This window comes from Vulcanococcus limneticus LL (genome assembly GCF_002252705.1).
Taxonomy (GTDB): Bacteria; Cyanobacteriota; Cyanobacteriia; order PCC-6307; family Cyanobiaceae; genus Vulcanococcus; species Vulcanococcus limneticus.
On the sequence record NZ_NQLA01000002.1, the window covers coordinates 70,769 to 94,318 of the forward strand.

Annotated in this window: 31 protein-coding genes; 18 read left to right on the forward strand and 13 right to left on the reverse strand. The window is 70.5% G+C overall.

The genetic code is table 11. The annotated features are described in order from the left end of the window. Positions 1-41: 41 nt before the first annotated feature. From CJZ98_RS01515 to CJZ98_RS01535, 5 genes are all read left to right on the forward strand, one after another. A complete protein-coding gene (locus tag CJZ98_RS01515) occupies positions 42-902 on the forward strand; it encodes an acyl-CoA desaturase (RefSeq protein ID WP_094587761.1) in 861 nt (286 codons plus the stop codon). 50 nt (positions 903-952) lie between these two features. After that, the gene (locus CJZ98_RS01520) at positions 953-2,563 is read left to right on the forward strand and encodes a bifunctional aminoglycoside phosphotransferase/ATP-binding protein (RefSeq protein ID WP_094587762.1); all 1,611 of its coding nucleotides are present in this window, start codon (positions 953-955) and stop codon (positions 2,561-2,563) included. A 20-nt stretch (positions 2,564-2,583) separates the two neighbouring features. Continuing rightward, positions 2,584-3,102 carry a phycocyanin subunit beta gene (locus tag CJZ98_RS01525; protein ID WP_094587763.1) on the forward strand — a complete coding sequence of 173 codons (519 nt, stop codon included), beginning with the start codon at positions 2,584-2,586 and terminating at the stop codon, positions 3,100-3,102. 99 nt (positions 3,103-3,201) lie between these two features. After that, on the forward strand, positions 3,202-3,579 hold the full coding sequence (locus tag CJZ98_RS01530; protein ID WP_094587764.1) for a hypothetical protein: 378 nt from the start codon (positions 3,202-3,204) through the stop codon (positions 3,577-3,579). After that, entirely contained in the window at positions 3,576-4,157 is a 582-nt protein-coding gene (locus CJZ98_RS01535) for a pyridoxamine 5'-phosphate oxidase family protein (protein WP_094587765.1), read from the forward strand. Before CJZ98_RS01530 ends, CJZ98_RS01535 begins: the two co-directional genes overlap by 4 nt. Here the strand turns inward: CJZ98_RS01535 and CJZ98_RS01540 are convergent. Continuing rightward, positions 4,147-4,593, reverse strand: a complete 447-nt coding sequence (locus CJZ98_RS01540; protein WP_094587766.1) for a DUF1499 domain-containing protein — start codon at positions 4,591-4,593, stop codon at positions 4,147-4,149. The two genes, CJZ98_RS01535 and CJZ98_RS01540, sit on opposite strands and share 11 nt — an antisense overlap. Positions 4,594-4,702: 109 nt before the next feature. Further along, positions 4,703-4,846 (reverse strand): chlorophyll a/b-binding protein, encoded by a 144-nt coding sequence (locus tag CJZ98_RS01545; protein ID WP_094587767.1) that lies wholly within the window; start codon positions 4,844-4,846, stop codon positions 4,703-4,705. A gap of 205 nt (positions 4,847-5,051) precedes the next feature. On the opposite strand from CJZ98_RS01545, the gene CJZ98_RS01550 reads away from it, so the two are divergent. Beyond that, on the forward strand, positions 5,052-5,606 hold the full coding sequence (locus CJZ98_RS01550) for an HPP family protein (protein WP_094587768.1): 555 nt from the start codon (positions 5,052-5,054) through the stop codon (positions 5,604-5,606). 97 nt (positions 5,607-5,703) lie between these two features. After that, the gene (locus CJZ98_RS01555) at positions 5,704-5,919 is read left to right on the forward strand and encodes a Nif11-like leader peptide family natural product precursor (RefSeq protein ID WP_094587769.1); all 216 of its coding nucleotides are present in this window, start codon (positions 5,704-5,706) and stop codon (positions 5,917-5,919) included. Positions 5,920-5,937: 18 nt separating this feature from the next. On the opposite strand, the gene thiD is transcribed toward CJZ98_RS01555, so the two are convergent. The 4 genes from thiD to CJZ98_RS18115 all read right to left on the reverse strand — a co-directional run bounded on the left by thiD (position 5,938) and on the right by CJZ98_RS18115 (position 7,985). Continuing rightward, complete coding sequence (gene thiD, locus CJZ98_RS01560) at positions 5,938-6,807, reverse strand: bifunctional hydroxymethylpyrimidine kinase/phosphomethylpyrimidine kinase (protein ID WP_094587770.1); 870 nt, start codon at positions 6,805-6,807, stop codon at positions 5,938-5,940. Positions 6,808-6,878: 71 nt separating this feature from the next. Continuing rightward, complete coding sequence (locus tag CJZ98_RS01565; RefSeq protein WP_094587771.1) at positions 6,879-7,196, reverse strand: TFIIB-type zinc ribbon-containing protein; 318 nt, start codon at positions 7,194-7,196, stop codon at positions 6,879-6,881. A gap of 40 nt (positions 7,197-7,236) precedes the next feature. Next, on the reverse strand, positions 7,237-7,812 hold the full coding sequence (locus CJZ98_RS01570) for a 2'-5' RNA ligase family protein (RefSeq protein WP_094587772.1): 576 nt from the start codon (positions 7,810-7,812) through the stop codon (positions 7,237-7,239). Continuing rightward, complete coding sequence (locus CJZ98_RS18115; RefSeq protein ID WP_198537411.1) at positions 7,809-7,985, reverse strand: hypothetical protein; 177 nt, start codon at positions 7,983-7,985, stop codon at positions 7,809-7,811. Before CJZ98_RS18115 ends, CJZ98_RS01570 begins: the two co-directional genes overlap by 4 nt. 91 nt (positions 7,986-8,076) lie before the next feature. On the opposite strand from CJZ98_RS18115, the gene CJZ98_RS01575 reads away from it, so the two are divergent. Further along, positions 8,077-8,736, forward strand: a complete 660-nt coding sequence (locus CJZ98_RS01575) for a class I SAM-dependent methyltransferase (RefSeq protein WP_094587773.1) — start codon at positions 8,077-8,079, stop codon at positions 8,734-8,736. Between the two features lie 93 nt (positions 8,737-8,829). On the opposite strand, the gene CJZ98_RS01580 is transcribed toward CJZ98_RS01575, so the two are convergent. From CJZ98_RS01580 to CJZ98_RS01595, 4 genes are all read right to left on the reverse strand, one after another. Beyond that, positions 8,830-9,411 carry a hypothetical protein gene (locus CJZ98_RS01580; RefSeq protein ID WP_232756100.1) on the reverse strand — a complete coding sequence of 194 codons (582 nt, stop codon included), beginning with the start codon at positions 9,409-9,411 and terminating at the stop codon, positions 8,830-8,832. Between the two features lie 89 nt (positions 9,412-9,500). Next, positions 9,501-10,166: a PAP/fibrillin family protein gene (locus tag CJZ98_RS01585; protein ID WP_094587774.1), complete on the reverse strand. Its 666-nt coding sequence runs from the start codon at positions 10,164-10,166 to the stop codon at positions 9,501-9,503. 163 nt (positions 10,167-10,329) lie between these two features. Continuing rightward, positions 10,330-10,890: a DUF924 family protein gene (locus tag CJZ98_RS01590; protein ID WP_232756101.1), complete on the reverse strand. Its 561-nt coding sequence runs from the start codon at positions 10,888-10,890 to the stop codon at positions 10,330-10,332. An 85-nt stretch (positions 10,891-10,975) separates the two neighbouring features. Beyond that, entirely contained in the window at positions 10,976-11,278 is a 303-nt protein-coding gene (locus CJZ98_RS01595; protein WP_094587775.1) for a SemiSWEET transporter, read from the reverse strand. A gap of 43 nt (positions 11,279-11,321) precedes the next feature. Between CJZ98_RS01595 and CJZ98_RS01600 the strand changes: the two genes are divergently transcribed. Further along, entirely contained in the window at positions 11,322-11,618 is a 297-nt protein-coding gene (locus CJZ98_RS01600; protein WP_094587776.1) for a hypothetical protein, read from the forward strand. Positions 11,619-11,639: 21 nt separating this feature from the next. Here CJZ98_RS01600 and CJZ98_RS01605 read toward each other — a convergent pair whose 3' ends face one another. Then, positions 11,640-11,855: a chlorophyll a/b-binding protein gene (locus CJZ98_RS01605; protein WP_094587777.1), complete on the reverse strand. Its 216-nt coding sequence runs from the start codon at positions 11,853-11,855 to the stop codon at positions 11,640-11,642. Positions 11,856-12,494: 639 nt separating this feature from the next. On the opposite strand from CJZ98_RS01605, the gene CJZ98_RS18680 reads away from it, so the two are divergent. Beyond that, positions 12,495-12,644, forward strand: coding sequence for a tRNA-specific adenosine deaminase (locus tag CJZ98_RS18680; RefSeq protein WP_198537412.1), 150 nt, complete (start codon positions 12,495-12,497; stop codon positions 12,642-12,644). A 27-nt stretch (positions 12,645-12,671) separates the two neighbouring features. Then, positions 12,672-12,944: a hypothetical protein gene (locus CJZ98_RS19500; RefSeq protein ID WP_255082212.1), complete on the forward strand. Its 273-nt coding sequence runs from the start codon at positions 12,672-12,674 to the stop codon at positions 12,942-12,944. 496 nt (positions 12,945-13,440) lie between these two features. On the opposite strand, the gene CJZ98_RS01615 is transcribed toward CJZ98_RS19500, so the two are convergent. Continuing rightward, positions 13,441-13,965, reverse strand: a complete 525-nt coding sequence (locus CJZ98_RS01615) for a hypothetical protein (protein WP_198537414.1) — start codon at positions 13,963-13,965, stop codon at positions 13,441-13,443. Between the two features lie 116 nt (positions 13,966-14,081). Between CJZ98_RS01615 and CJZ98_RS01620 the strand changes: the two genes are divergently transcribed. Genes CJZ98_RS01620 through CJZ98_RS01635 form a run of 4 tightly spaced genes read left to right on the forward strand, consistent with a single transcriptional unit; the run spans position 14,082 to position 17,273 of the window. Beyond that, positions 14,082-14,768 (forward strand): response regulator transcription factor, encoded by a 687-nt coding sequence (locus CJZ98_RS01620; protein ID WP_094587779.1) that lies wholly within the window; start codon positions 14,082-14,084, stop codon positions 14,766-14,768. Continuing rightward, positions 14,728-16,056, forward strand: a complete 1,329-nt coding sequence (locus tag CJZ98_RS01625; protein ID WP_094587780.1) for a sensor histidine kinase — start codon at positions 14,728-14,730, stop codon at positions 16,054-16,056. Before CJZ98_RS01620 ends, CJZ98_RS01625 begins: the two co-directional genes overlap by 41 nt. A gap of 21 nt (positions 16,057-16,077) precedes the next feature. Next, on the forward strand, positions 16,078-16,731 hold the full coding sequence (locus CJZ98_RS19300; RefSeq protein WP_094587781.1) for a TMEM165/GDT1 family protein: 654 nt from the start codon (positions 16,078-16,080) through the stop codon (positions 16,729-16,731). Positions 16,732-16,742: 11 nt separating this feature from the next. Then, entirely contained in the window at positions 16,743-17,273 is a 531-nt protein-coding gene (locus tag CJZ98_RS01635) for a cytochrome b/b6 domain-containing protein (RefSeq protein WP_094587782.1), read from the forward strand. Here the strand turns inward: CJZ98_RS01635 and CJZ98_RS01640 are convergent. Then, complete coding sequence (locus CJZ98_RS01640; RefSeq protein WP_198537415.1) at positions 17,257-18,888, reverse strand: phytoene desaturase family protein; 1,632 nt, start codon at positions 18,886-18,888, stop codon at positions 17,257-17,259. The two genes, CJZ98_RS01635 and CJZ98_RS01640, sit on opposite strands and share 17 nt — an antisense overlap. Positions 18,889-19,027: 139 nt before the next feature. On the opposite strand from CJZ98_RS01640, the gene CJZ98_RS01645 reads away from it, so the two are divergent. The 3 genes from CJZ98_RS01645 (at position 19,028) to CJZ98_RS01655 (ending at position 23,540) form a co-directional block, all read left to right on the forward strand. Beyond that, on the forward strand, positions 19,028-20,566 hold the full coding sequence (locus CJZ98_RS01645; protein ID WP_094587784.1) for a c-type heme family protein: 1,539 nt from the start codon (positions 19,028-19,030) through the stop codon (positions 20,564-20,566). Beyond that, the gene (locus CJZ98_RS01650; protein ID WP_094587888.1) at positions 20,563-21,951 is read left to right on the forward strand and encodes a diguanylate cyclase; all 1,389 of its coding nucleotides are present in this window, start codon (positions 20,563-20,565) and stop codon (positions 21,949-21,951) included. The genes CJZ98_RS01645 and CJZ98_RS01650 overlap by 4 nt, the downstream gene beginning before the upstream one ends. 140 nt (positions 21,952-22,091) lie before the next feature. Beyond that, the gene (locus tag CJZ98_RS01655) at positions 22,092-23,540 is read left to right on the forward strand and encodes a GGDEF domain-containing phosphodiesterase (RefSeq protein WP_157910830.1); all 1,449 of its coding nucleotides are present in this window, start codon (positions 22,092-22,094) and stop codon (positions 23,538-23,540) included. The last annotated feature ends 10 nt before the right edge of the window (positions 23,541-23,550 follow it).

Below are 23,550 nucleotides of genomic sequence, written 5' to 3' on the forward strand. Positions count from 1 at the left end.
GCCGGCGCTCGAGCCGCGCCCGATTAGCTTCATAGTTCGAAATGGAGCAGATTCTGCCCGTCCTTCGCCGCTGTCTCTACGCCCTCGGGCCCGTTCTGATCATCCTCAGTCACCTGGGCTGCCTGCTGCTGCTGCGCACCGGCCTGCCGCTCGGCGCCGCCCTCTGGGCCCTGGGCCTCTACCTGGTGCGCATGCTGGCCACCACGGCCATCTACCACCGCCTGATCACCCACGGCAGCTACCAGGCACCGCGGCTGGTGTGGTGGATTGGCTCACTGGTGGGGGCCTCGGCCGGCCAGATGGGCCCGAGCTGGTGGAAGGCACACCACCAGCAGCACCACCGCCACGTGGAGACCGAGCGGGATCCCCACACACCCCTGGCGCCGGTGGGGGGCTGGCGCGGCTTCTGGCGCTCCCAGGCCGGCTGGCTGCTGGCGCCCAGCTTCTATCCCGAAAGCCTGCCGGCCGATGTGGAGGCCGATCCGGTGCTGCGCGCCATCGACCGCCTGCACTTCCTGCCGGTGCTGGCGCTGGCGGCCCTCTCCTGGCAGCTGGGTGGGCTGGCCTGGCTGGGGGCCTTCTGCCTGAGCACCACGCTGCTGTTCCACGGGGTGGCGAGCGTGAACTCGGTGGCCCACCTGCTGGGGGATCAGCCCTTCGCCACGGGCGATGCCAGCCGCAACAACGGCTGGGTGGCCCTGATCACCCTGGGCGAGGGCTGGCACAACCTGCACCACGCCTTCCAGGGCTCGGTGCGCCAGGGCATCACCGTGGAAGGCGGAAGCCTGCGGCTGCTGCCGGATCCCACCTACCGCTTCATCCGGCTGCTGCAGGGGCTGGGCCTGGCCTCCAAGCTGCGGATTCCCTCCCAGCGGGCGCTGCTGGCCCGGGCCGCCTCCTAACGGCCGCCCCACAGTGGGGGTGCCAGCCGTTCCCGCCTGGAGCGCCCGCCATGGACCCGATGATTGCGGCCCTGCTGCGGCCCGAGGCCTACGGCCATCCCGTGGAAGCACTGGAGCTGCTGGAGACCCACGCCTCCTGGGTGATCCTCACCGGTCCCTATGCCTACAAGCTCAAGAAGCCGGTGAACTTCGGCTTCCTCGACTTCTCCAGCTCCGAGCAGCGGCTGCACTGCTGCCGCGAGGAGCTGCGCCTGAACCGGCGCCTCTCGCCGGAGCTCTACCTGGGCCTGGAGCCCGTGCACGGCCCCGCCGAGCGGGCCAGCTTCCAGGGCGATGGGCCGGTGATCGAGCACGCGGTGCGTATGCGCCAGTTCCCCCAATCCGACCTGCTGCCCGCCGCCCTGGCCCGGGGAGCCGTGGGGGCCGCCGCGTTCGACGCCTTCGCCGAGGACCTGGCCCGCTTCCAGGCCAGCGCCGCCGTGGCCCAACCGGGCAGCAGCTTCGGCACGCCCGAGGCGGTGCGGGCCCCCGTGGACGCCAACCTGCGGGCCCTGGCGGCCGTGCCCACGGCCCAGCCGGCCCTGGCACAGCTGGCGCCCTGGGTGGAGGCGGAGTTCGAGCGCTTGACCCCGCTGCTGGCGCAGCGCCTGCGGCAGGGCTGGATCCGCGAGGGCCACGGCGATCTGCACCTGGGCAACCTGCTGCTGGATGGCGGCCGCATCGCCGCCTTCGACTGTCTGGAGTTCAGCCCCCAGCTGCGCTGGATCGACACGATCAGCGAACTGGCCTTCCTGGCCATGGACCTGGCCGAGCGGGGCCGACCGGATCTGGCCCACCGCCTGCGGGATCGCCTGCTGGAGCTCACGGGCGATCGCCAGGGCCTGGAGCTGTGGCGCTGGTACACGGTGTACCGGGCCACCGTGCGCGCCAAGGTGGCGGCCCTGCGCGGCGACCAGCCGGGGCTGGACGCGAGCGAACGGATGGCCCAGCGGAGCGACCTCAAGGCCTACCTGGAGCTGGCCCTGGCGAGCACCCGCACCGGCCCGGTGGCGCTGGTGCTCACCCACGGGCCCTCGGGGTCGGGCAAATCGTGGCTGAGCCAGGAGCTGGTGGAGCGGCTGGGGGCGATCCGGCTGCGCTCGGATGTGGAGCGGAAGCGACCCTTCGGCCTGTGGGGCATCCCGGCGGTGCGCGAACGCCAGGGGGACCCCTACGCCCCGGCCGTGAGTGAGGAGCTGTTCGCCCAGTGGCTCCCTGCCCTGGCCCGCCAGCTGCTGACGGCGGGCTGCCTCACGGTGGTGGACGCCACCTTCGGCCTGCGCCGGGCCCGCAGGCCCTTGGAGGAGCTGGCGCACGAGCTGGGGGTGCCGCTGCTGATCCTGGAGCTGCAGACGCCGCCCGAGCTGGCGCGCTCCCGGATCCAGGCGCGGCGGCGGCGGGGGCTCGATCCCTCCGATGCGGACCTGGCGGTGCTGGAGCAGCAGCTGCGGAACTGGGAGCCCCTGGAGGGGGACGAGCGGGGCTGGACCCTGCGCGTGCCGACCACGGCCGCCGGCGAGAGCGATGGCGCAGCCACCGCGGCCCTGCTTCTTGAGACCCTCAGCGCCGCAGAGCCGGCGGCGCCGCTCGCGCCAGCCCAGGGCAGGCCCCTAGATTTCTGAGGACGCCCTCACACTTCTCAATGTTTGACGCCTTCACCAAGGTCGTGGCCCAGGCCGATGCCCGCGGCGCGTACCTCAACGGCGGCCAGCTCGACGCCCTGGCGGCCCTGGTGGCCGACGGCAACAAGCGGCTGGACACGGTGAACCGCATCACCTCCAATGCCTCGAAGATCGTCACCGGCGCCGCGCGCGACCTGTTCGACCAGCAGCCCGCCCTGATCGCCCCCGGCGGCAACGCCTACACCCATCGCCGCATGGCCGCCTGTCTGCGCGACATGGAGATCGTGCTGCGCTACATCACCTACGCGATCTTCGTGGGCGATGCCTCCGTGCTTGAGGACCGCTGCCTCAACGGCCTGCGCGAGACCTACCTGGCCCTGGGCGTGCCCGGCGCCTCCGTGGCCGAAGGCATCCGCAAGATGAAGGAGAGTGCCCTGGCCATCGCCGGCGACCGCAACGGCATCACCCCCGGCGACTGCTCGGCCTTGCTGAGCGAAGTGGGCACCTACTTCGATCGCGCCGCCGCGGCTGTTGCCTGATCAGCTGCCGGAATCGGTGGCCAGAGCCTCCGCTTTCGTACCCCCGGTCCGCCGGCAGCCCGTCCAGGGCCTGCCGGCGGGTTTTTGTCTGTGAACCCCATGGCAGCCCTGCTGAGCCTGATCACCGCCCTGCTGCTGGGGCTGGCGCCCCTGGCCGCCCAGGCGGCGATGCCCCTGGCGCTGCCCGCGCTCGAGGGCGCGCCGTACCGCTGTGACGGTGAGCCGCTGGTGGCCCTGTACGACAACGGCGCGGTGGATGCTGCAGACATCCCGAACACCAGCGCCGGCACCGTGCCGGGGGCCGTGGTGGTGCTGCAATGGCGCGACCAGACCCTGGCGCTGCCGCGCACCAACAACGCCGGCCCGCCGAGCTACACGGATGGACGCTGGTGGTGGAGCCCGGCCGATCCGGATCACCCGCAGTTCAAGCAGCGCCGTGGCGCCATCGTCAGCTACGCCTGCGAGCGGGAGCCATGAGCCAGCCGGAGGTGTCCCAGGATCTGCCCCCGTGGCGGCCTCTGCTGAAGGCCGCCCGCCAGCGGGAGGGCCGGGCACCCCAGGCCCGCTGGCTGCAGCTGGCCACGGTGGCCACCGATGGCAGCCCTCGGCTGCGCACGCTGGTGTTCCGGGGCTGGGCCGGTCCTGCCCAGCTGGATCTGCTCACCGATGGCCGCAGCAGCAAGGCATCGCAGCTACAGGCGGACCCTCGCGTCGAGCTGTGCTGGTTGCTGCCGAAGGCCCGCAGTCAGTTCCGGCTGCGGGGCCGGCGCCTGGAGCTGGAAGCCAAGGCCCTGGAGGCCGCCCGCCGGCGGCACTGGCAGCAACTGACGCCCAGCGGCCGGGCCCTGTGGGGCTGGCCGGCGCCGGGGACGTCGCTGCAGCCCGAGACGGCCTTCCCGTTGGAACTCGCCGACGACACGCCGATGCCCAAGCACTTCGAGCTGTTGCGGATCGATCTGAGCCAGGTGGAGTTGCTGGAGCTGAGCGGATCCCCCCACCGGCGCCGGCGCTGGCGGGCTGCAGAGGGGTGGATCGGGGAAGAGCTCAATCCCTGAGGGCGGCCTGCAGCATCTCCAGCCGGCGGGCGTTCACCCCCAGATCGGAATCGCCGAGCCGAGACACCGAACGGGCCTGGATCTGCTGGTCACCGGCATCGGCATAGAGCTCCAGGTCATCCACAAAGCCGAACAGGCGGCTGGTGGCGGTGGCATGGAGATAGGTGGGCGTGCGCTCGACGATGCGGGTGCCCTCCAGGGACGCGGCGGCCTGGGCAAGCTGGTCCAGGGCAGCGGCGGGATCGGCACTGGGCCAGTTGGCGCGGGCGCAGTGGGCCGGGGTGGCGCAGGGGGCGAGGGCTCCCTCGCGAACGCCCAGATCCTCGGGAACGGGCCCCTCCAGATGCAGCAGAGAAGCCCGGGCGGGAACCGGCGCGGAGACGAGCACGAGCCAGGCCAGGGCCAGCGACAACAGGAGGCGGCGCAGCGGAATCATGGGGTGCGGGACAGGACGTCGTACAGCAAAGCCGCCCCTGCCGGCAGCTGGGGCCAGGCGGGGGCGGCGAGCGGTTTCAGGCGGGAACGCGACCCCAGGGGGCGCGGACTCAGCCGAGGCCGACCTGGGAGAGGATGCCCTGGCCGGTGAGCAGCTCGGTGGCGAGACCGATCACGAAGCCGAGCATGGCCAGACGGCCATTCCAGGTCTCGGCGAAGGCCACGAAACCAAAGCGGGAATCGGAGGAAGCCATGGGTGGCGAAAGCTGGTGGACTGCAGGAGTGTAACGAGTTCTGAAGGGATCTTGCGGAATCTTGCGACACCGCGGCGCCGGGCTTGACCGGGGATCTGGGGCTGTCGGCAGCTCCAGAACCTGACGACGGCTCCTGGGGCGGGATCCAAGGGTTGATTTCGGCGGCAGCGCGGCAGCGCACTGTTCGAATTGATACAGTTTTGCCATGGCCTGGCCCCGGCGCTGCCGACGCTTCGTCTCCCGTCTGCGGCGGCGCATCCAGCGGGAGCGGGCCCGGGGCCGCGCCTACCAGCCCCGGTTCCACCCCGCGCAGACCCTGGCCTCCTGGGCCAGCGCACTCGTGGCCATCGCCAGCATGGCGCTGATCAGCGGCTGGAGCCACTACCCCCTGGTGACGGCGCCGTTCGGGGCCTCGGCCGTGCTGCTGTTCGGGCACCCCACCAGCCCCCTGGCCCAGCCCCGCAACATCGTGGCGGGCAACACCCTGGCGGCGTTGGTGAGCGTGGCCTGTGTCGCCGCCCTGGGGAAAACGCCCTGGGCGATGGGCCTGGCGGTCGGGGTCACGATCGGCCTGGGCCAGCGGCTGCGCTGCCTGCATCCACCCTCCGGAGCCGTGGCCCTGCTCGGGGTGCTGCTGGGCGCCAATCCGTCCTTTGTACTGACGCCGATCCTGACGGGCTCGCTGCTGCTCGTGGCGATGGCCTCCCTGTTCAGTCGCCAGGGACCCTGGCCGACGGCCTACCCCCAGCACTGGCTCTGACGCCGCAGGAGCGCGGGACGGGCGGCGAACGACGGGGCCGCGGCAGCAGGGGCCTGGGAGACTGGCGCCACGTCCCCGTGGTTCGCCGCTTCAGCCCATGTCCCGCGAACAACTCCACGCCTTCCTGGCCCGGGTGCAGGATGACCCGGCCCTGCGCCTCACGGTGCAGGCGGCCGCCACCGCCGACGACGTGGCCCAGCTGGCGCTGGCGATGGGCTTTGAATTCTCCGGAGACGAACTGCTGCGGGCCTCCGGCCAGCGCATCGGCCGGGTGACCGTGACCAAGAACGACATCCCCGGGGAATACAACTGAGCCAGGCCACGGGCCGCCTCAGCCGGGCGGATCGTCCGGCTCCAGCTGCTGACTCCAATGGCACAGGGGCCCCTGGCCTCCGCCGATCGCCAGCGCATGGCGCAGGCTTCGCTCCACGTAGGTCTTGGCGGCTCCGACGGCCTCCAGCAGGCCCTTGCCCCTGGCCAGCTCCGCCGTGATCGCCGCCCCCAGGGTGCAGCCACTGCCGTGGCTGTGGGGCGTGTCGACCCAGGCACCCCGGAGCCAGTGCAGCTCCGTGCCGTCCCAGAGCAGGTCGACGCCCTGGAACCCCGGCAGGCCGCCACCCTTGAGCAGCACCGCCCGGGGCCCCAGGGCCGCCAGGGCCAGAACCGCCGCCTCCATGCCAGTCGCATCCGCCACCGCCAGGCCGGAGAGCAGGCGGGCCTCGTGGATGTTGGGGGTGAGCAGGTCGGCGGCGGGCAGCAGCAGCTCGACGTAGGCCGCCACCGCCTCAGGCTCGAGCAGCACCGCCCCGGCCCGCGACACCATCACCGGATCGATCAGCCGGGGCACGGCGGCCGGCAGCTGGGCCAGGGCGCCGGCGGTGGCGACGATCAGCGACCGGTTGAGCAGCATGCCGCTCTTGAGGGCCGCCACCGGCAGATCGTCCAGCACCGCCGCCACCTGGGCGGCCACGGCCTCGGGCGGCAGGGCATCGACCCGCTCCACACCGCGGGTGTTCTGGGCCGTGACGCAGGTGATCGCCGAGCAGCCGTGCACCTGCAGGGCTGCGAAGGTCTTGAGGTCGGCCTGGATGCCGGCGCCTCCACCCGAATCGCTGCCGCCGATCGTGAGGGCCACCGGGGGCGTGAGCGGCCGGGCAGGCCATGGCTCCCGGGCCGGGGATGCGGGAAAAGACGGGGCCATGGCGGGGAGCGAAGGGGATCCAGCCTGAACAACCGAGGGTGGCCGGCTGACTGGGCCGAGCCTGGCCCGCCTCAGATCCTGGGCAGCCCGGCAGGGGGCTGGGACCAACCCCCAGGGGGCCCCGCTGGAACCGGCGCCTGGCGCTGAACCACCGGCTCCAGCGCCGCCAATGCCGCCCCGAAGCCCAACAGCACCAGCAGCCAGCCCAGGGGCCGACCCGGACGCCAGGCACCCAGCCTCGACAGCCCCAGGGGGCGGCGCCCACCCCGCAGGCGCGAGTTCCCCGGCGGCCGGGTGCCCAGGGGCAACCCACAGCGCCCGCACACCATGCGCCCGCCCAGGCTGCGGTCGGCCTTCACCGACCAGCTACCGCAGTTCGGACAGGCCATGCAGAACGACGCCCAGTGTGAATGGGCATCCTGGCCCCCCTCAGCCCGCCAGGGGACGGCGGGCCTGGATCCGGAACAGGCGCTCGCGGCGATCCAGCGTCCAGGTGTAGAGGGCAATCTCGCTGAAGCTGACGGGCCCGCTGGGCAGGGGCGCGGCCGCCATCCAGCGGGCCAGCGGCTGCCGCAGCCGCTGGCCATCGCGGCGGCGGGGGCGCATCAGGGTCACGTGGGGCAGGGGCGCGCGCCGTTCGGCAGGCCGACCCGCCGCCGCCAGGGCCAGCGGGCCCCAACAGGCCAGCATCACCGCCAGCTCGGCAGCACCCAGGTCCAGGCCCAGGGCATAGGCGGAGGGGGCAGCCGCCGGCCCCATGGCGCGCCAGGCGCCAGCCGTGGCGGTGATCTCCCCATGCCGCAGCGGTGCCACGGCCTCCCAGGCCGCCAGGGCCGCCGCCTCGCCGCAGGGTCCGAGGAAGGCCACCGTGAGATGCAGATCGAGCGGATCGAAGCGGCGCAGCTCCGGCGGAGCGCCAAGGGCCGAGCGCTCCCAGCCGCAGCCCGGCGGCAGGGGCAGCGCCAGGAACCAGTTCGCCGCCGGCTGGGCGGAGCTGGGCGTCACGACGCCAGGCGCCAGAGGGCCAGACCACCCCCACGGCCGCGGGCGGCCAGCCAGGCGACAGCAGGCTCCGCCAGCGGAGTGCCAGCGGCCTGGCCTTCGGAGCGGCAGGCGACCACCAGCACACCCAGGCGCACCGGTTGCGCGAGGCGCAGCGGCCCGGGAGCGGGGGCCAAGGCCGGGCCGGCCGATGGGGGAGACACGGGCATCGGCGCGGTGGCCGCAGCGGCCCTCCAGCATGGGCGCACCGCCGCACCAGTGACAGCCATGGCCCAGTCGCCCTCCACCCTGCGCCTGCTGAGCGAGGAGCAGCGCCGCAAGCGCGACGAGAGCGACGACGCCCTCTTCTACGCCCAGCCCCGCTTCGTGCACCACCTGGACGGCGCCTTCCGCAGCCGTCTCACCCGGCTCTACCGCGAGCGGCTGAAGCCGGGAGCCGTGCTGCTGGATCTGATGAGCAGCTGGGTGAGCCACCTGCCAGGCGACGTGGTCTACGGCGAGGTGATCGGCCATGGGCTCAACGCCGAGGAGCTGGCCGCCAATCCGCGCCTGAATCGCCACTGGGTCCAGAACCTCAACCGCGACCCCCAGCTGCCCCTGGCGGATCGCAGCGTGGACGCCGCCCTGATCGTGGCCGGCTGGCAGTACCTGCAGCAGCCCGAGGCCGTGGCGGCGGAGCTGCGCCGGGTGCTGCGCCCCGAGGGCCAGCTGATCGTGGCCTTCAGCAACCGCATGTTTTCCACCAAGGCCCCGCGCATCTGGCTGGAGGGGTCCGACCGCGACCATCTGGCCTACGTGGCACGGGTGCTGCTCGGCCAGGGCTGGCGCGTGGAGCCCCTGATCGCCGAAGGCACCCGGGCCGAGGGACCCCTGGGCTGGATCGGCGGCCAGGGCGATCCGTTCTTCGCCGTAATCGCCAGGCCCTGATCACCAGGCCGTGGGCGACAGTCCGTGAGCGACAGTCCGGAGCCCAGCGGCCAGCGGCGGCGCCAGCACCCAGCTGGTTGCCGCCGCCGAGGATCATGGCCGGGCCAGACGCCAGAGGGCCAGACCACCACCCCGCCCCCGGGCCGCCAACCAGGCGGCGGCAGGCCCTGGATCGGGGTCAAGGCCAGGCGCCGCAGCGGGGCGGGAGGCGCCGATCAGGGCAAAAAACGGCAGCCGGCGGGGCTCCACAGGCCCCAGCCGCCGCGCCAGCAGCAGGGTCGATCCGAGTCGCAGCTCCAGCTGCTCAAACCAGAACTCCAGCAGCGGCCTTGCTCCCCGCAGCCGACCGGCACCCGTGAAGCGCAACTCCAGGGCGCCCAGGCGCACGCTGTTCTCGATCCGTAGCGGGCCAGCCCCATCGCCCGCGCCAGGCCGGATCGCCAGCTGCGCCCCCAGGCCGCGCAGAAGCACACCGCTGAAGCGCTGGGGCTGGGGACTGCCCTTGGGCCAGACCTGCTCCAGGCGCCACTCCCCCTGCAGCTCCTGGATCGTGAGCCCGCTGCCCAGGCGCCGGGCACGCTGCTCCAGTTGCAGCAGCTCCGGCCCATCCGGTACGGCAGTGGCTGGGGCCGGGACTGGACGATCGGGCTCAGGTGTGAACGCAGGCAAGGCCATCGGCGCGGTGGCCGCAGGGGTCGTCCCAGCATGGTCACGTCCAGCGCCTGGATGCGCTCCGCAATCGGCCGTCTCAGTCCGTGCGGTTGTCAGTCCGTGCCGTTGAGCTGGTCGCTGGCCGGCCTGGGGTCCAGCGCCTGCTCCGCTGGCAGCAGCAGGGCCTGCAGGGAGAGGTCGGGACGGCGGAGCAGGGCGAACAGGGTGCCGGCATTGCCGCGGCAGATCCGCAGCTCGGCATCGAGGACGGTGATGTCCAGCCAGGCGGGAAAGGACTGCCGCACCTTGCGCAGCAGCTGCAGCCGCCCCGTGCCCAGCGCTGGGCCCAGCCAGCCGCCACGCCGAAAGCGCACCTGCACCCGCTGCCGAGGGGCTGGTCCGCTGCTCTCCACCCCGATGGAGGCCTCCACGGCAATGCCGGCCAGGGGTCCCAGGGGCCCGGGCAAGCGCAACAGGTTCATGCCCCGTCCCTGGGACGGCGCCAGCAACTGCAGGTTCTCCAGCCAGGGGCCCACCGCCAGGTAGGGCTGGCGACCGCTGCTCCAACGCAGCTCCCAGACCCCCTCCAGCAGATCCAGGCTCCCCGCTGCCGCGAGATCGGCCGGCATGGACCGCTCCAGGGCGACGATCAGGGCGACGAGCCGCTGCTCCTCCCGCTGGGCTGCACCGCGAGGCTCCAGGCGCAGCAGGTCGAGCAGGGCCTGGCGTTGCCGGCCAGGGTCCTGGGGGATCAGGGTGGCTGGATCAGCCTGGAGCATCGGGGTGGGGGGCGTTGCGGCCAGGCTCTGGGGCCGGACGTTTGAAGAGACCACTGTCGCCGGAGATTGACGCTAGGACCGATGCGGCCGCCATCGACTTCAGCTCCCATGACCGCGCAGCAGCTGCGCGGCAATCGGCCTGCTGCAATGGGATGCCCTCCGATCAGAAGCCCGAGCCGGGTGTCTGCAGGAAGGTCAGTTCCGTGGCGCTGCTGCAACGGCCCAGGGCGGCATTGCGGTGGGGGAAGCGGCCAAAGCGGGCGATCACATCGCGATGGCGCCGGGCGAACTCGGTAATGCGTGGATCGGTGAAGGCCTCAAACAGCGGCAGCGCCGCGTCCTGAATCGCGAGGTCTTCCGCGTGCATCTGGGGCATCAGCCAGAACTGACGGTGCGCCGGATCGGGGTCCGACTCCAGCCAGCCCTGGCGAACCGCCCGCAGACTCAGGGCCAGCGCCGGGCCGTCCCCGGCATAGGCCAGGGCGGTGTCACGCCAGATCTGGCGGGGAAACTGATCCAGCAGCAGCACCAGAGCCAAGGCACTCGACGCGCTCCCATGCCAGGCGGGCAGCTCTGCGGCGATCGCCGCACGGGTCAGGTCGCTGAACCGCTCGCGCACCCGCTGGTCAAAGGCGGGGTCCTTGCCAAACCACTGGCGCGGGCTGGTCTCCTCAAACCAGAAGCGCATCACCGCCCCTGGCTCGGTATCCGCAGCGCTGGTCACGGCAGCCTCCAGGCAGAGCCCCCAGCCTGGCTGACGCAAGGGCGGGGTTCATCCCAGGTCCGGTTCCCAGGGCCAGCCTCCCAGTTCAGGCTCGGGGCGTGATTCCGCGGTGACGATCAGCGCAGTAAGCCCGCCACTTGCGATCCAGGATCAGCCCCGCGCTGACCAGGGTGATCGCATTGGCGACGATCAGGGGGCCATCACCGGTGAGCAGGCCGTAGAGCCCCCAGAGGGCGATGCCGCTGGTGAACAGGGCATACATGCGCAGCGAGATGCCGCTGGTGTCGCCAGTGCGCAGGGTCTTCACCACCTGGGGGATGAAGCTCACCGTGGTGAGGCTGGCGGCCAGGTAGCCGAGGACGGCGATGGAGGACGAGTGGGCGCTCATGGAGAGGATCATCCGCCAGAGTGAACCCCCGTGAAGCGCCCCCATGTCCCCCAGCCGTGAGCAGATCCTGGCCGCCTCCGCCGGCTGGGTGGCGGCGGTGCTGAATGTGGTTCCCGGCCTGGGGGCCGGCTACCTCTACCAGCGGCGCTGGAAGGCCTACTGGATCACCTCGGCCCTGGCCACATCCTGGTTTGTCGTCGGCGCGGTTCTCGCTCAGAACGCCGATGCCCGTGCGGAGGCCCAGAACCAGCTGGTGGGCCTGATCGGGCTGCTGGTGCTGGCGGCGGTGACGGCGACGGAAGCCGGCCTGGCGGTGAAGCGCGTACGGCAGAGCAGCTGAGGCGCAACCCGCCACGCACCATCAGCGCAGATACCACCGCAGCAGCGCCAGCAGCTGACCGGCCGGCCCATGGCCGCTGAACCATTCCCCGACCAGGGCTGCGGCAAAGCCGAGCATGGCGACGCGGCCATTCAGCCGCTCAACCCCGGCCAGCGCGGCGGTATTCCAGGGCCTGCGGGTGGTGAGACCCTCGCCAAAGCGCTCCAGCGGCTCGTACTGAAAGGAATCGTCGGGCACGGGGAAGACGCAGCGGCCCTGAGCCTATGGGGCCCGCAGCGCCGGGGGAGGGCGGGAGCCCCAAACCACCCAGCCTGCTCCGGGTCGGGGGCCGGGGCAATGCGTGGAACGACCGATTGCCCAGACCCGCCAGAGGCCTGATGCTGAACCCATCAACCCAGGAGGCGCCCACGATGGACGACACGCCACCCCGCCAGGCACCGGAAGCACGCTGACTGCCGGCCCCTGCTCCAACAGTCTCCACCCAACCGTGGGCCCATCGTTCCGCTGGGCAAGAGGATCCTCCTCGACCTGTCCGCCTGACGGCTGTCCGCCTGACGATTGACTCTCCACCTGCATCGCCTGAGGTGCCCCTGGAGTGCGCTCGGCCCCACCCCTGGATTGCCTGGCCCCAGGCGCCTGTACCAGCAGCTTCTACCCAACCGTCGATGCCGCGACACCACCAACCCCCGGGGAGTCCCCGGGGGTTGGTCTGTATCAGCTGAGCCCGACCCACGCAGCCGCCCCCGGATCCCTATCGGAGCGGCCTTACGGAATCCTCTGGACTGGTTTGCCACAACAACCAGCCGATCGAGAGCGTTGCAGGACGCGCATAGGCGAGCCCGGGGGCAGTCATGCCGCCCCAGCACTCTTCAAGCCATGACGTCCCCAGATACTGAAAGCGTCGAGTACAAGAAGCAGTTTCTCCACGAAGCCACACGCCTGGCCATTGAATCCATTGACAAGGGGTGGGGCGGTCCCTTCGGCGCCGTCATAGTCAAGGATGGAAAGATCATCGGACGGGGCTAGAATCGCTTTCTACTCACTGGAATACCCATCTATCACGCAGAAGTGACGGCCATCATTGATACCTGCTTCGGGATCAACAGGATGGCCCTTCTTGGTTCGGAGGTCTACGCAGGCAATCTGACAATGATCCCACGCCCCGAAGGCTCTCCCGATCCCGTTCCAGAGAGGGCAAAGATGCTGAAGGGCTGCGATCTCTACGTCAATGGCGCTTCCTGTCCGATGTGCATGAGTGCCATCTACTGGGCTCGCATCAATCGAGTGCCCTTAGGCACACGACTGGAAGACACCATCAAGCAGTGATTCGATAACGAATTCCAGTACGTCGATGTCCGGCTCCCTTGGGAACAGCGCAAGGCGATTCAGTGTTGTCCTGACTTTGCGCGAGACTTTGCTCTGCAGGCCTGTCAGGCCTGGATCAACAAACAGGACCGGCACCCCTATTGATGGCGCTGCGGCTCAATGGGGGGGGGTGGCATGGACGATGGGGATGATCCCGCCCAAGACAGGCCGACCATGGAGTGGCCTGAGGCCTGCATCCAGCGGCTGCAGCCGTTCACGTTAGGCAGCCATATCGGCAAGGCCGATTTCGTACGCCGACCAGCCACGGCGGAGGAAGCCTATCGCCCTGACTGTTGGACTCGCCTGGCCGACTGGCGATCTGTTCATGATTCCAATCGACTCTGCTTCGACTGGTCCGAAGACCTGCTCGATGATGACGGCGCCGCCACCCACGTGGACAGATCGGATAGACCCCGGTGTCGTGCTGAGGATGGGACATCACCGACACGACAGTGGTTCAGGGAGATGGTTGGGCCTGCGGTGACGTGCAGGCGGCGCTGAGCTGGGGCGCCAGATCATCGGCCGCACGCGCCAGCCGCGCACCCTCAGCTGTGTAGAACAAAAACTTCTGCTGGTTCCTGTAGAGAACGGGCCGGGTGCGCCCCAACAGCCGTTCCGCCTGCTCGCGGCAGCGGATGTAAGCCCCGATATCGAGGGGAGCCACCAGGGCGCTGTCCGCGGGGGCCTTGTCGATGGCGTTGGCCTGCTCCGCCAGGGCCTCCTCGCGAGGGCAGAGGCGCCGACGGATCGTCTGCACCAGGGCAATTTCGGCCTGCATCGCCCGGGTGGCGAACTGATCGCGTTGTTCCTGCAGGGCCCGGCAGGCGGGAGCGGCCCGCAGGCTCTGGGGAATCAGCAGGAACGACAGCAGGGCGATGGGCAGCTGTCGGGCCCAGGCCGGCGACGCGACGGCAGGCCGCTTACGGATCCCAGGGCGATCGAGCATCACGACTACATCTCCCACGCCCCCACCCTGGCCCATGCCGATGGAGACGTCAGACTCGGCCCAGCGCAGTGCTGAGCGATGCCGGCCCAAGCGAGACGCCGCACCCAGGAAGACAGCGGCGGGTTGCGACTGGGCTGGGGCGCCGAGCAGCGATGAAGCTCCTGGTGGTGGAGGACGACCCGACCCTGCAGGCGGCGCTGCTACGCCTGCTGGGCCAGTGGGGCTATGGCACCGAAGCGGCGGCGAGCGGCTGGGAGGCCCTGGCCTGGCTGGATCGGGAGGTCTTCGATCTGGTGCTGCTCGATCTCGGCCTGCCCGACACCGATGGCCATGCGGTCTGCCGCCAGCTGCGTCAACGGGCGCACCATCAGCCCCTGGTGCTGATGCTCACGGCACGCGACAGTCGCGGCGACAAATTGCAGGGCTTTGCGGGTGGAGCCGATGACTACGTCGTCAAACCCTTCGATCCCGACCTCCTGCGCGCCCGCCTCGCGGCCCTGCTGCGCCGCGCTGACCGGCCGCTGCAGAACCAGCTGAGCTGGGGACCGCTGCTGCTTCAGCCGGGGCAGACCACCCTGCAGGTGTCCGGCCAGCCGCTGGAGCTCACCCGCAAGGAAGCGCTGCTGCTTGAACTCCTGCTGCGGGCCCAGGGATCCAGCTGCAGCAAGGCCCAGCTGCTGCACGGCAGCGGCGATGGCCGCCGCGAGGTGGGGGAGGACAGCCTGCGCGCCCACATCCGCAGCCTTCGCTGCAAACTCACCGCAGCCGGTTGTGCCCCCGGGCTGATTGAAACGGTCTATGGCCTCGGCTACCGGCTCGCCCTCACCCCTGCCGCCTGATCCGCTGCGGCTCAAGCAGCGGCTGCTGCTCCAGGGAGGGGGCTTCGCGCTGCTGCTGCTGACCGCCTTTTCCGGGTCGCTCTACTGGGGGATCGTGCAGCAGCGGGAGGACGACCAGCGCACGGAACTGGGGCAGATCGCCGCGGGGGCTGCCGCCCAGCTGCCCCTGGTGCTGCACGAGGCCAAGGAGGTGGAGAGTCCGCTCAAGTTTCGAAGCACGCCCACGAGCCTGGCCATTGCGGGGCTGGATCAGCAGCGGCTGCAGTGGTTCGACCGGGCGGGGCGACTGCAGGGCGAGCAGGGACACCTGGCCCTGCCGCCCCTGCGCCGGCCGGGGGACAGGTGGCGCTCGGAGGCCCAGTGGCAGCGCTGGCCCGGTGGGCTGAGCCTGTGGCAACCGGTGGTGACGCGGAACACCGCCGGCCCAACCGCCACAGCGTCCCTCAGCGGCTACGTGCGGGTGGCCCGCTCCGACCAGGCCAGCCGGCGCGATCTGCAACGGCTGCAGAAGGGGGTCTTGCTGGGCTGGGTGGTGACCGTGCTGGCGGCGCTGCTGGTGGGTCGGCGCATGCTCCGCTCCGCCTTTGCCCCCCTGCAACAGCAGCTGGAGGCCCTGCAGCGGTTCACGGCCGATGCCTCCCACGAGCTGCGCCATCCCCTCACCGCCATGCGCACCCTGCTGGCCGCCGTGCCCGAGCCCGAGCGGCAGCGCCCGCCCTTCCCCTGGCAGGAACTCGACAGGCTCAGCCGCGCCATGGGCGAACAACTCGATGACCTGCTGCTGCTCGCCCGACAGGAGCAGGGAGAAGGCTCCCAGCACTTCGATCTGCTGGAGCTGCTGGAGGACCTGATCGATCGCTATGGGCCCCAGGCGGCGCAGCGCAGCATCCGACTCCGTCTCAGTCCGGACCCCGCCAGCAGCAAGCTGCCGATCAGCGGCCACCCCGAGCAGCTGCAGCGGCTGTTCACCAACCTGCTGCTCAACGCCATCCGCCACAGCCCCGAGGGCGGCACCGTGTCCGTGGAGGTGACCCCATCACCCCAGCGCCTGCGGGTCGCCGTGGTGGATGGGGGGCCGGGGATCGCGGCTGGAGAGCGGGAGCGGGTGTTTGAGCGGTACTGGCGGGGCAGCGATCAGGGCGGGCACAGCGGGCTGGGGCTGGCGATCGCCCGCTCCATCGCCCAGCGCCACGGCGGGGAACTGCGGCTGGGGGAGAGCCAGCCGGGCCGCTGTGTGCTGCTCGTGGAGCTGCCCACCGCCCGCGCCAACTTCATGACTTTTTCATGACCAGCGGCGCAAACTTCATCCATGGCGACTCCCCTGACCGCCGATCCAGGCCTGGCGGCCTTCGGCTCCAGCCTCACGGCGATCACCCTGGCCGAGCTGGGTGACAAGACCTTCTTCATGGCCCTGATCCTGGCGGCCCGCCACCGGGGTCGGGATGTGTTCCTCGGAGCTTTCGCGGCCCTGGCGGCGGTCACCCTGATCTCCCTGGGGCTGGGCTACGGCCTCCGCGAACTGCTGCCGGCGGCGGTGGTCCCCTGGCTGGCGGCCGTGCTGTTCCTGGGCTTTGGCATCAAGCTGATCGTCGATGCCCAGGGCCTGGCCGACGACGAAGCCCAGGAGGAAGAGAAGGAGGCCGAGGAGGTCATCAACCAGGCCGAGAGCCGCGGCCCGATCAACGCCAGCTACGCCGTGATCTGGGAGGCGTTCATGCTGGTGTTCATCGCCGAGCTGGGGGATCGCACCCAGTTCACCACCATCTTCCTGGCCACGGCCCCGGCCTTCACGTTCACCGGCCTGCTGGCCGGCGCCCTCGCCGGCCATGCCATCGTCACCGCGCTCGCCGTGGGCGCGGGCCAGTGGATCGGAACCCGCATCAGCGAGAAGCTGCTCTATCGCCTCAGCGGCGGTCTGTTCATCGCCTTCGGGCTGTTCGCCCTCCACCAAGCCACCAGCTGAGAAGGATCGCCATGCCCCGTCCTTACCAACCCTCCCTGCTGCGGATCCTGCACGGCGCCGTGGGCCTGCTGGTGGCGGCGGCCTGGCTCAGCGGCCTGATCGTGTATTCCCTGCACGATGGGCGCTGGGGCCGTCTGCCCTGGCAGCCCGCCGGCAACTGGATCGACATCCACGGCAGCCTCGGGGTGCTGCTCTGGCCCCTGGCCATCGCGTTCGGGCTCTACGCCCTGACTCTGGGTCGCTCCCGCCTGCGCCAACCGGAGAACACCGCCGCGCTGCTGGGCCTGGCCCTGGCCGTGGGCAGTGGCAAGCTGATGGAAGAAGACTGGCTGCGGCAGGGCGATCTCAACCAGCTGGTGTATGTGATCCACCTGCTGGCCTGGCTGCTGATCGGCGCCGCAGTGGTCTGGCACGTCAAGGCCGTTCTGGGGCGGGGTGGCCTGCCGCTGGCCCGCTCGATGGTGAGCCTCCAGACGCGGTCCAACGATCTGCCCCACCACTGGCCTGGGCAGATTCGTCGGTTCTTCAGGCGTTCGGGCTGAGCGGGCCAGCCGCCAGCCCCAGCTCCTCCAGGAGGGCCCGCTGCGCTGCCGCCGGCACGAAACTGTGGGCGGCCGCCGCGCCGCTCACGGCCACCGGCGGCACGCCGATGCCAGGGAAGGTGCCGGCACCGCACAGCACCAGGCCCTCGATCGGGGTGGTGCCGCCGGGGAACGGCCCCTGATCAGCGCCGAGGGCGGGGCCGTAGCTGCCCCGCTGCACCCGCAGATAGCGCTGGTGGGTTCTGGGGGTGCCGTGGAGTTCGACCACCACCCGATCGGCCAGATCCGGCACCAGCTCCTCCATCACTTGGCGGAAGATGCCGCAGCGCTCGGCCTTCAGGGCCTCGTAGGCCACCGTGCCGGGCTCCAGGTCGCGCCACAGATCCCAGGGCTCATTGGCGGGGGTGTAGCCGTGCAGCACCTGGTGCCCCGCGGGAGCCAGGGAGGGATCGAGCCGCGAAGGCATCGACAGCACCACCATGTTGCGCTCGGCGCTGATGCCGCGCTTCCAGTCGCCTACCCAGACATGGTGGATGGGCAGGTGCTCCAGCCCCTCGCCGCGCAGGCCCACGTGCCAGTGCAGGAAGCTGGCGCAGGCAGGGGTGGCCGCCCGCTGCTGGCGCCAGCGGGGCGGCAGGGCCTGCGCGCCGATCAGCTCCAGGGTGTCCCAGGGGCTGGCGTTGCTGACCACGCCGCGGCGCGCCCGCAGCACCCGGCCATCCTCCAGGCGCACGCCGCTGGCCCGTCCGTCCTCCACCAGGATCTCGGCCACGGCGCTGCGACAGCGAAGCTGGCCGCCGTGGCGCTCCAGACCCCGCACCAGGGCCGCCACCACGGCGGGGGACCCGCCCAGGGGGTAGTCGAGGCAGGCGCCGGGCTCGAACCACTCGCCGAACAGGGTGGCCATAGCGGCGGCGCTGGTCTGATCCAGGGGCAGACCCGAGATCAGGAAACTCAGCATCTCCACCCAGTGGAGCAGGAAGGGGTCGCGCAGATGGCGCCGGGCCAGGGGGCCGAAGGCGCCGCCGAGGGCCGCCAGCCGCGGGGCATGGCGCAGCAGGGCGCTGGCCCCGCGCACCCCCAGCACCCCCGCCATCCCCAGGCCTGGCCGCAGGGCCAGCAGCGGCAGGGCGGCGGTGGCACGGCAGTAGGGCTCCAGGGCGTCCATGAAGGCGGCCCACTCGTTGGCCACCGCCTGCCCGCGCAGCTGGAGCACCACCTCCAGGAACGGCGCGGCGCCAACTCCCACCGTGAGCCGTCCCTCCGGTAACAGCAACCCCCAGTCGCTGTAGCTGACCACCGGCACGCTCTCGCCCACCGCCCGGAGCACCTGGGCCAGGGGGTTGGTGCTGGGCCAGCGGCCCAGGCCGCTCCAGAGTGAGGGGCCCGATTCGAACTGAAAGCCGCGGCGCTCGAAGCCGTGGGCCGCACCGCCGGCCCGGTCATGGGCCTCCAGCACCAGCACCTCCAGTCCATGGCGGGCAGCCAGGGCGCCACAGCAGAGGCCGCCCAGGCCACTGCCGATCACCACCAGGTCGCAGTCGCAGGAGGCGGAACTCAACGGGAGAAGGGCGAGGCGCAACTCCGATGATGCAGGACCGGCACCGGGCCCCATTGCCCGAAGCTGCCGACTCAGGTAAAAACAGACCAACTTATCCCCCCACCCCGTTGGTCCGTTCAGGCTCCCCGCGCCAGCTCCGATCGGCCGATCGGAACCGCCGGGCGTCCGGCGCACCCCGACAGCGCTACCGCTGATGGCTCCCCACCAGCGAGGCGTCAGCGGACGATCGACTGCCGCACCCGCCCCATCCGGCGGGGTTCAGCCCTCCACTCCAATCCGACTGCTGCGGGGGCTGTGGCGGCGGATCACCCAGCCGACAGCGGTGCTGGGTCTGCTGATTCTCAGCCTGCTGGCCCTGCCCTTCGCCATGGCCTCCACCCTCTCGGGGGCCATGGCCGCCCAGATGGAGGTGCAGGCCGATGAGATCTCCACCCTGGCCAGCAGCATCCGCAGCTACTACGCCGACAACATCATCTCCCGTCTGCAGGCCTCAGGCGGGCAGGCGGTGTTCTCCGAGAATTACCACCAGATCCCGGGCGGCATTCCAATCCCGGCCACCCTGGCCATCGAGCTTGGCGACCTGTTCGACAGCGCCAATGCCGATCGCCGCATCTCCTACAGCTTCATCTCCGACTACCCCTTCGCCAAGCGGGTGAGCCCTCCCCTCGATGGCTTTGAGATGGAGGCGATCAAGGCCTTTCGCTCCAACCCGGAGCTCGATCGCTACACCAGGCTGAAGCAGAGCTGGCTCGGGCAACCCTCCTTCCGGGTGGCCACGCCGGTGCTGATGCGCAAGGCCTGTGTCAGCTGCCACAACGTCCACCCCGATTCCCCCAAGCGCGACTGGAAGGTCGGCGACGTCCGCGGCATCCAGGAGGTGACGGTGCGGGGGCTGGATATCAAGGGCCTGGGCCGCTTCGGCTACCTGATGGCCTACATGGGGCTGGTGGGGCTGGTGTCGGTCGGGGCCGCGGCCGCCTTCCAGCGCCAGGCCAGTGCCCTCGAACGCATCAACCGCCGCCTGCAGGACTCCAATGAACGGGAGAGCGAGATGGGCGACCAGCTTCGCTCCCAGGTGGAGGAACTGCGGCTGCTGAGCGCGGTGGCCGAACATGCCACCTTCGGCGTTTCGATCGCCGACATGCGGCAGGATGACTACCCTCTGATCTACGTCAACGAGGCCTTCAGCCACATCACGGGCTATCCGCGTGACAAGGCCACCGGCTTCAACTGCCGCTTCCTGCGCGGTCCGGACACCGATCCCCAGGTGGTGGCCGCCATCATCTCGGCAATCCGCGAAGGCAAGCCCTTCCACGGTGAACTGGTCAACTACCGCATGGACGGGACCCGGTTCTGGAACCGCCTGACCCTCTACCCGGTGGGCGGCAGCACCGGCAAACCCGACTTTTACGTGGGCAACCAGATGGATGTGACGGCGCTGCACAGCGCCCGCGAGCTGAACCTGGACCAACTGATCCAGCTCGGCGCGCCAACTGCCGCTGCCCAGGGCAGCCTCGACGAGCTGCTCGCCCACCAGTCAGCCCTGCAGACCTCCCTCAGGAGCCAGGGTCTGCTCACGGTCGAACTGGAGACGTTCTTCGCCGCGGAGCGCCGCACCCTGGAGACACTCCAGGCCCGGTTGCAGACCACCCGCAACGTGATCCAGCAGATCCGTCCGGAGCAGCATCCGCCAGGGAGAGGCGTCTCCAACCAGGAGGAGCGGCTCCCATGATCAAGCCACCCAGCCCGGGGCATGCGCTGCGCACTGACCTAGCCCGCGAGTCCAACGAACGGGTGGTGGAGATCCTTGTGCAATGGGGGCTGGTCTGCGTGGGGGTGCTGGCACTGCTGGCGGCCGGTCTGGGGGTGGTGGCGGCCAATCGCGATGCCCAGCACCAGAGCGAGGAATTCCGGTCCCTGGCCTCGGCGCTGGTGGAGTCCAAAGCCAGTCCAGAGGATCGCCAGCGCATCCTGCTCAGCTACCAGAACAGCCGATTTGAAGACGACCGGGAGGGGATCCTCTCGCTGCTGCTCGTCGATGAGGCGGGGCGCATCGCCCTGAGCAGCCGCCCGAATTGGCTTGGCCGCCCCCTGGAGCCCTCACTGCTGAACGGCTCAGGTGCCCGTAACCCCGAGCTGCTCAGCATCGCCAGCTGCCTGGAGCGCCAGAGCAGCGATCCCAGCAAGTGTTTCGTCGCCAGGCAGGGCCGCTACCTGCCCTGGACCAAGACGCTCACCGTGGCCCATCCCTTCTCTATCTACGACCGGCGGGCCGGGCTGAAGCCCCGCCACTACCTGCTGGTGGTGAGCTTCGATCCGGGAACGTTCACCGCCAGCCTGCTAGCGGAAGTGAGCCTGGCGGTGCTGGCCTCCACTCTGCTGGTAGTGGTTCTGGTGACGTTGCTGGGGCACCAGCTGCAGCGCGGCCTGCTGCCCAATCTGCGCCAGTTCGCCGAGACCGATGGCCTGACGGGCCTGATGAACCGCTCGGCCTTCATGGACCTGGCCGTCCAGATGCTCGCCCAGGGGCAGCGCCAGAACCTGCCCTATGTGCTCGGCGTCATTGACATCGACCACTTCAAGGCGATCAACGACGGCCATGGCCATGTCTGCGGCGATGAGGTGCTGCAGAAACTCGCGCGTGTGCTGGAGGGCAGCCTGCGCGATAACGACCTGGTGACCCGGCTCGGCGGAGAGGAATTCGCCGTGCTGCTGCAGTGCACGACGGCCCGGGGTGAAACGCTGATGGAGCGGCTGCGCAACCAGGTGGAGGTCTGTCGGCTGAGCTTTGAGGGCAGGCCGCTGAGGGCCACGGTGAGCCTCGGCGGCGCCTGCACCGAGCAGCTGGGCTACAACCTCGACTACCTCTATTCCGCCGCCGACAGCGCCCTTTACCGGGCCAAGCGGGAGGGGCGCAACCGGGTGCACTGGGCGAACACCAGGCGCGAGCCGGTGGCGCGGGATGGTTGGTCACCCGGGGAGGCCTGGCGCCAGACATTTCAGAACGCCAGACCGGGACCAGGCGCAGGACCAGCTGGCAATCCGGTCCCCGGCGACGGCCATGGCGCCGTCCCGTCCCCCATAACTGCGCCAGAGCCCCCGAGGCCGCAGCCGTGATCCCCGCACCGCACCCTGAGGACGGGGCCGATCGAACCGCCCCAGACCAGGAGCAGCCATCGAAGGTCCCTGGCCCCAAGCCGAATCAAGCCGGGGCAACCGACTCCCTGGCCCTTCCTGGCCCCTGGCCGGGCTCCGCCGTGGGCCAGCCCCCGCCGAGCAGGGCGGATCGGCCCGGCCCCGCCGAGCCTCACCAGCGGGGCTCCCTGGATTCCCTGCTCAGCCGCAGTCGCTTCACGCAGCAGCTCGCCGAGCTGGTGGGAGCCGAGGCCGAGGGGCACTTCGCAGTCATGCGCTGCCGCTTCAAGGAATACGAACGTGTGAGCGCCACCCTGGGCGGCAAGGCCGCCGAGGCCCTGATCGACGAGGGGGCGAGGCGGCTCTTGAACACGATCCCGCGTTCGGCCTCCGCAGCCCGCTTGTCGGACTCCGACCTGATCACGGTGATTCCGGAGCTGATCGAAGCACCGAGGATTTCCTCCATCGCCCAGCGTCTGATCGATCTCTGCGCGGTGCCCTACCGGATCGACGACCAGCGCCGGCCATTGAACGTGGCCATCGGCATCGTGATCAGCCGCGGCAACTACGCGGACCTGGAGGCGATCCTCTCGGACGCGAGCATGGCCCAGCGGATCGCCAGCCGGCACAACCAGAGCCAGTACCGCTTCATCGACCTGGAGACCCGCAACCAGGCCCGCCGCAGCTACGAGCTTGAGGCCGACTTCCGCGAGGCTCTGCAGCAGGGCCTCTTCCTGCCCTTCTTCCAGCCGATCGCGGAGCTGCGCAGCGGCGAGCCGGTGGGTTTTGAGGTGCTGGCGCGCTGGCCGCGCCCGGACGGCAGCTTCGTGACACCGGATCGCTTCCTGCCGATCGCCCGGGAGACCGCCCTCACCGGCGAGCTGGATCTGCAGATCATTGAGAAGGCCCTGCTGGCGGTAGGCGATCTGGCCCGGGAGGTGCCCTGGCGCTCGATGCTGCTCAGCGTGAACGTCTCGGCCAACCTGCTTGAGGACAGCGGCCTGCGCGAGCGGCTGCTCGAGCTGATCGTGGAATCACCCCTGCCCCCGGGCTGGTGGCTGCAGGTGGAGCTGATCGAGGAGGCCCTGCAGGACACCAGCTCCGCCTTCGACACCTTTCTGGCGCGGCTAAGCGAACTGAAGGTGACGATCGCGATCGACGACTTCGGCACCGGTTATTCCTCCCTGGCCAGGCTCCACAGCCTGCCGATCGACAGCTTCAAGATCGACAAGAGCTTCGTCGACAAGATCGACGACACCGAGGCCTCCAGCAAGAAGCTGCTGCTGACCATGGGCGCCCTGGCCTCGGACCTCAGCCTCAGCTCCACCGTCGAGGGGGTGGAGACCGAAGCCCAGCGCCAGTGGCTGCTGCAGAGCGGCTTCCGTACCAGCCAGGGCTACCTGTTCGGCCGGCCCCTGCCCCTGGATGAGGCGGTGGTGGAGCTGCGCCGCCACAACCTGCGACCGCCCGCCATCGCCGCGGAGCTGGACGACGAGGCCCAAAAGGACGACGCCCCCCGTCTGGGACTGCGCCAGCGCCTGCGGCGGCGGCTGCGCTGGCTGCTGGGCTGACGCGCAGGCC

Bases quoted from the DNA above. Each gene is read 5' to 3' on its own strand.
- CJZ98_RS01625 (WP_094587780.1), top strand. From the start codon at position 14,728: ATGGCCTCGGCTACCGGCTCGCCCTCACCCCTGCCGCCTGATCCGCTG.
- CJZ98_RS01645 (WP_094587784.1), top strand. From the start codon at position 19,028: ATGGCTCCCCACCAGCGAGGCGTCAGCGGACGATCGACTGCCGCACCC.
- CJZ98_RS01635 (WP_094587782.1), top strand. From the start codon at position 16,743: ATGCCCCGTCCTTACCAACCCTCCCTGCTGCGGATCCTGCACGGCGCC.
- CJZ98_RS01540 (WP_094587766.1), bottom strand. From the start codon at position 4,593: ATGATTCCGCTGCGCCGCCTCCTGTTGTCGCTGGCCCTGGCCTGGCTC.
- CJZ98_RS01565 (WP_094587771.1), bottom strand. From the start codon at position 7,196: ATGGCCTGTCCGAACTGCGGTAGCTGGTCGGTGAAGGCCGACCGCAGC.
- CJZ98_RS01600 (WP_094587776.1), top strand. From the start codon at position 11,322: ATGTCCCCCAGCCGTGAGCAGATCCTGGCCGCCTCCGCCGGCTGGGTG.
- CJZ98_RS01525 (WP_094587763.1), top strand. From the start codon at position 2,584: ATGTTTGACGCCTTCACCAAGGTCGTGGCCCAGGCCGATGCCCGCGGC.
- CJZ98_RS01515 (WP_094587761.1), top strand. From the start codon at position 42: ATGGAGCAGATTCTGCCCGTCCTTCGCCGCTGTCTCTACGCCCTCGGG.
- CJZ98_RS19300 (WP_094587781.1), top strand. From the start codon at position 16,078: ATGGCGACTCCCCTGACCGCCGATCCAGGCCTGGCGGCCTTCGGCTCC.
- CJZ98_RS01545 (WP_094587767.1), bottom strand. From the start codon at position 4,846: ATGGCTTCCTCCGATTCCCGCTTTGGTTTCGTGGCCTTCGCCGAGACC.
- CJZ98_RS01585 (WP_094587774.1), bottom strand. From the start codon at position 10,166: ATGCTCCAGGCTGATCCAGCCACCCTGATCCCCCAGGACCCTGGCCGG.
- thiD (WP_094587770.1), bottom strand. From the start codon at position 6,807: ATGGCCCCGTCTTTTCCCGCATCCCCGGCCCGGGAGCCATGGCCTGCC.
- CJZ98_RS01620 (WP_094587779.1), top strand. From the start codon at position 14,082: ATGAAGCTCCTGGTGGTGGAGGACGACCCGACCCTGCAGGCGGCGCTG.
- CJZ98_RS01595 (WP_094587775.1), bottom strand. From the start codon at position 11,278: ATGAGCGCCCACTCGTCCTCCATCGCCGTCCTCGGCTACCTGGCCGCC.
- CJZ98_RS01615 (WP_198537414.1), bottom strand. From the start codon at position 13,965: ATGGGCCAGGGTGGGGGCGTGGGAGATGTAGTCGTGATGCTCGATCGC.
- CJZ98_RS01555 (WP_094587769.1), top strand. From the start codon at position 5,704: ATGTCCCGCGAACAACTCCACGCCTTCCTGGCCCGGGTGCAGGATGAC.
- CJZ98_RS01530 (WP_094587764.1), top strand. From the start codon at position 3,202: ATGGCAGCCCTGCTGAGCCTGATCACCGCCCTGCTGCTGGGGCTGGCG.
- CJZ98_RS01580 (WP_232756100.1), bottom strand. From the start codon at position 9,411: ATGGCCTTGCCTGCGTTCACACCTGAGCCCGATCGTCCAGTCCCGGCC.
- CJZ98_RS01550 (WP_094587768.1), top strand. From the start codon at position 5,052: ATGGCCTGGCCCCGGCGCTGCCGACGCTTCGTCTCCCGTCTGCGGCGG.
- CJZ98_RS18680 (WP_198537412.1), top strand. From the start codon at position 12,495: ATGACGTCCCCAGATACTGAAAGCGTCGAGTACAAGAAGCAGTTTCTC.
- CJZ98_RS01650 (WP_094587888.1), top strand. From the start codon at position 20,563: ATGATCAAGCCACCCAGCCCGGGGCATGCGCTGCGCACTGACCTAGCC.
- CJZ98_RS01575 (WP_094587773.1), top strand. From the start codon at position 8,077: ATGGCCCAGTCGCCCTCCACCCTGCGCCTGCTGAGCGAGGAGCAGCGC.
- CJZ98_RS01535 (WP_094587765.1), top strand. From the start codon at position 3,576: ATGAGCCAGCCGGAGGTGTCCCAGGATCTGCCCCCGTGGCGGCCTCTG.
- CJZ98_RS01640 (WP_198537415.1), bottom strand. From the start codon at position 18,888: ATGGGGCCCGGTGCCGGTCCTGCATCATCGGAGTTGCGCCTCGCCCTT.
- CJZ98_RS01520 (WP_094587762.1), top strand. From the start codon at position 953: ATGGACCCGATGATTGCGGCCCTGCTGCGGCCCGAGGCCTACGGCCAT.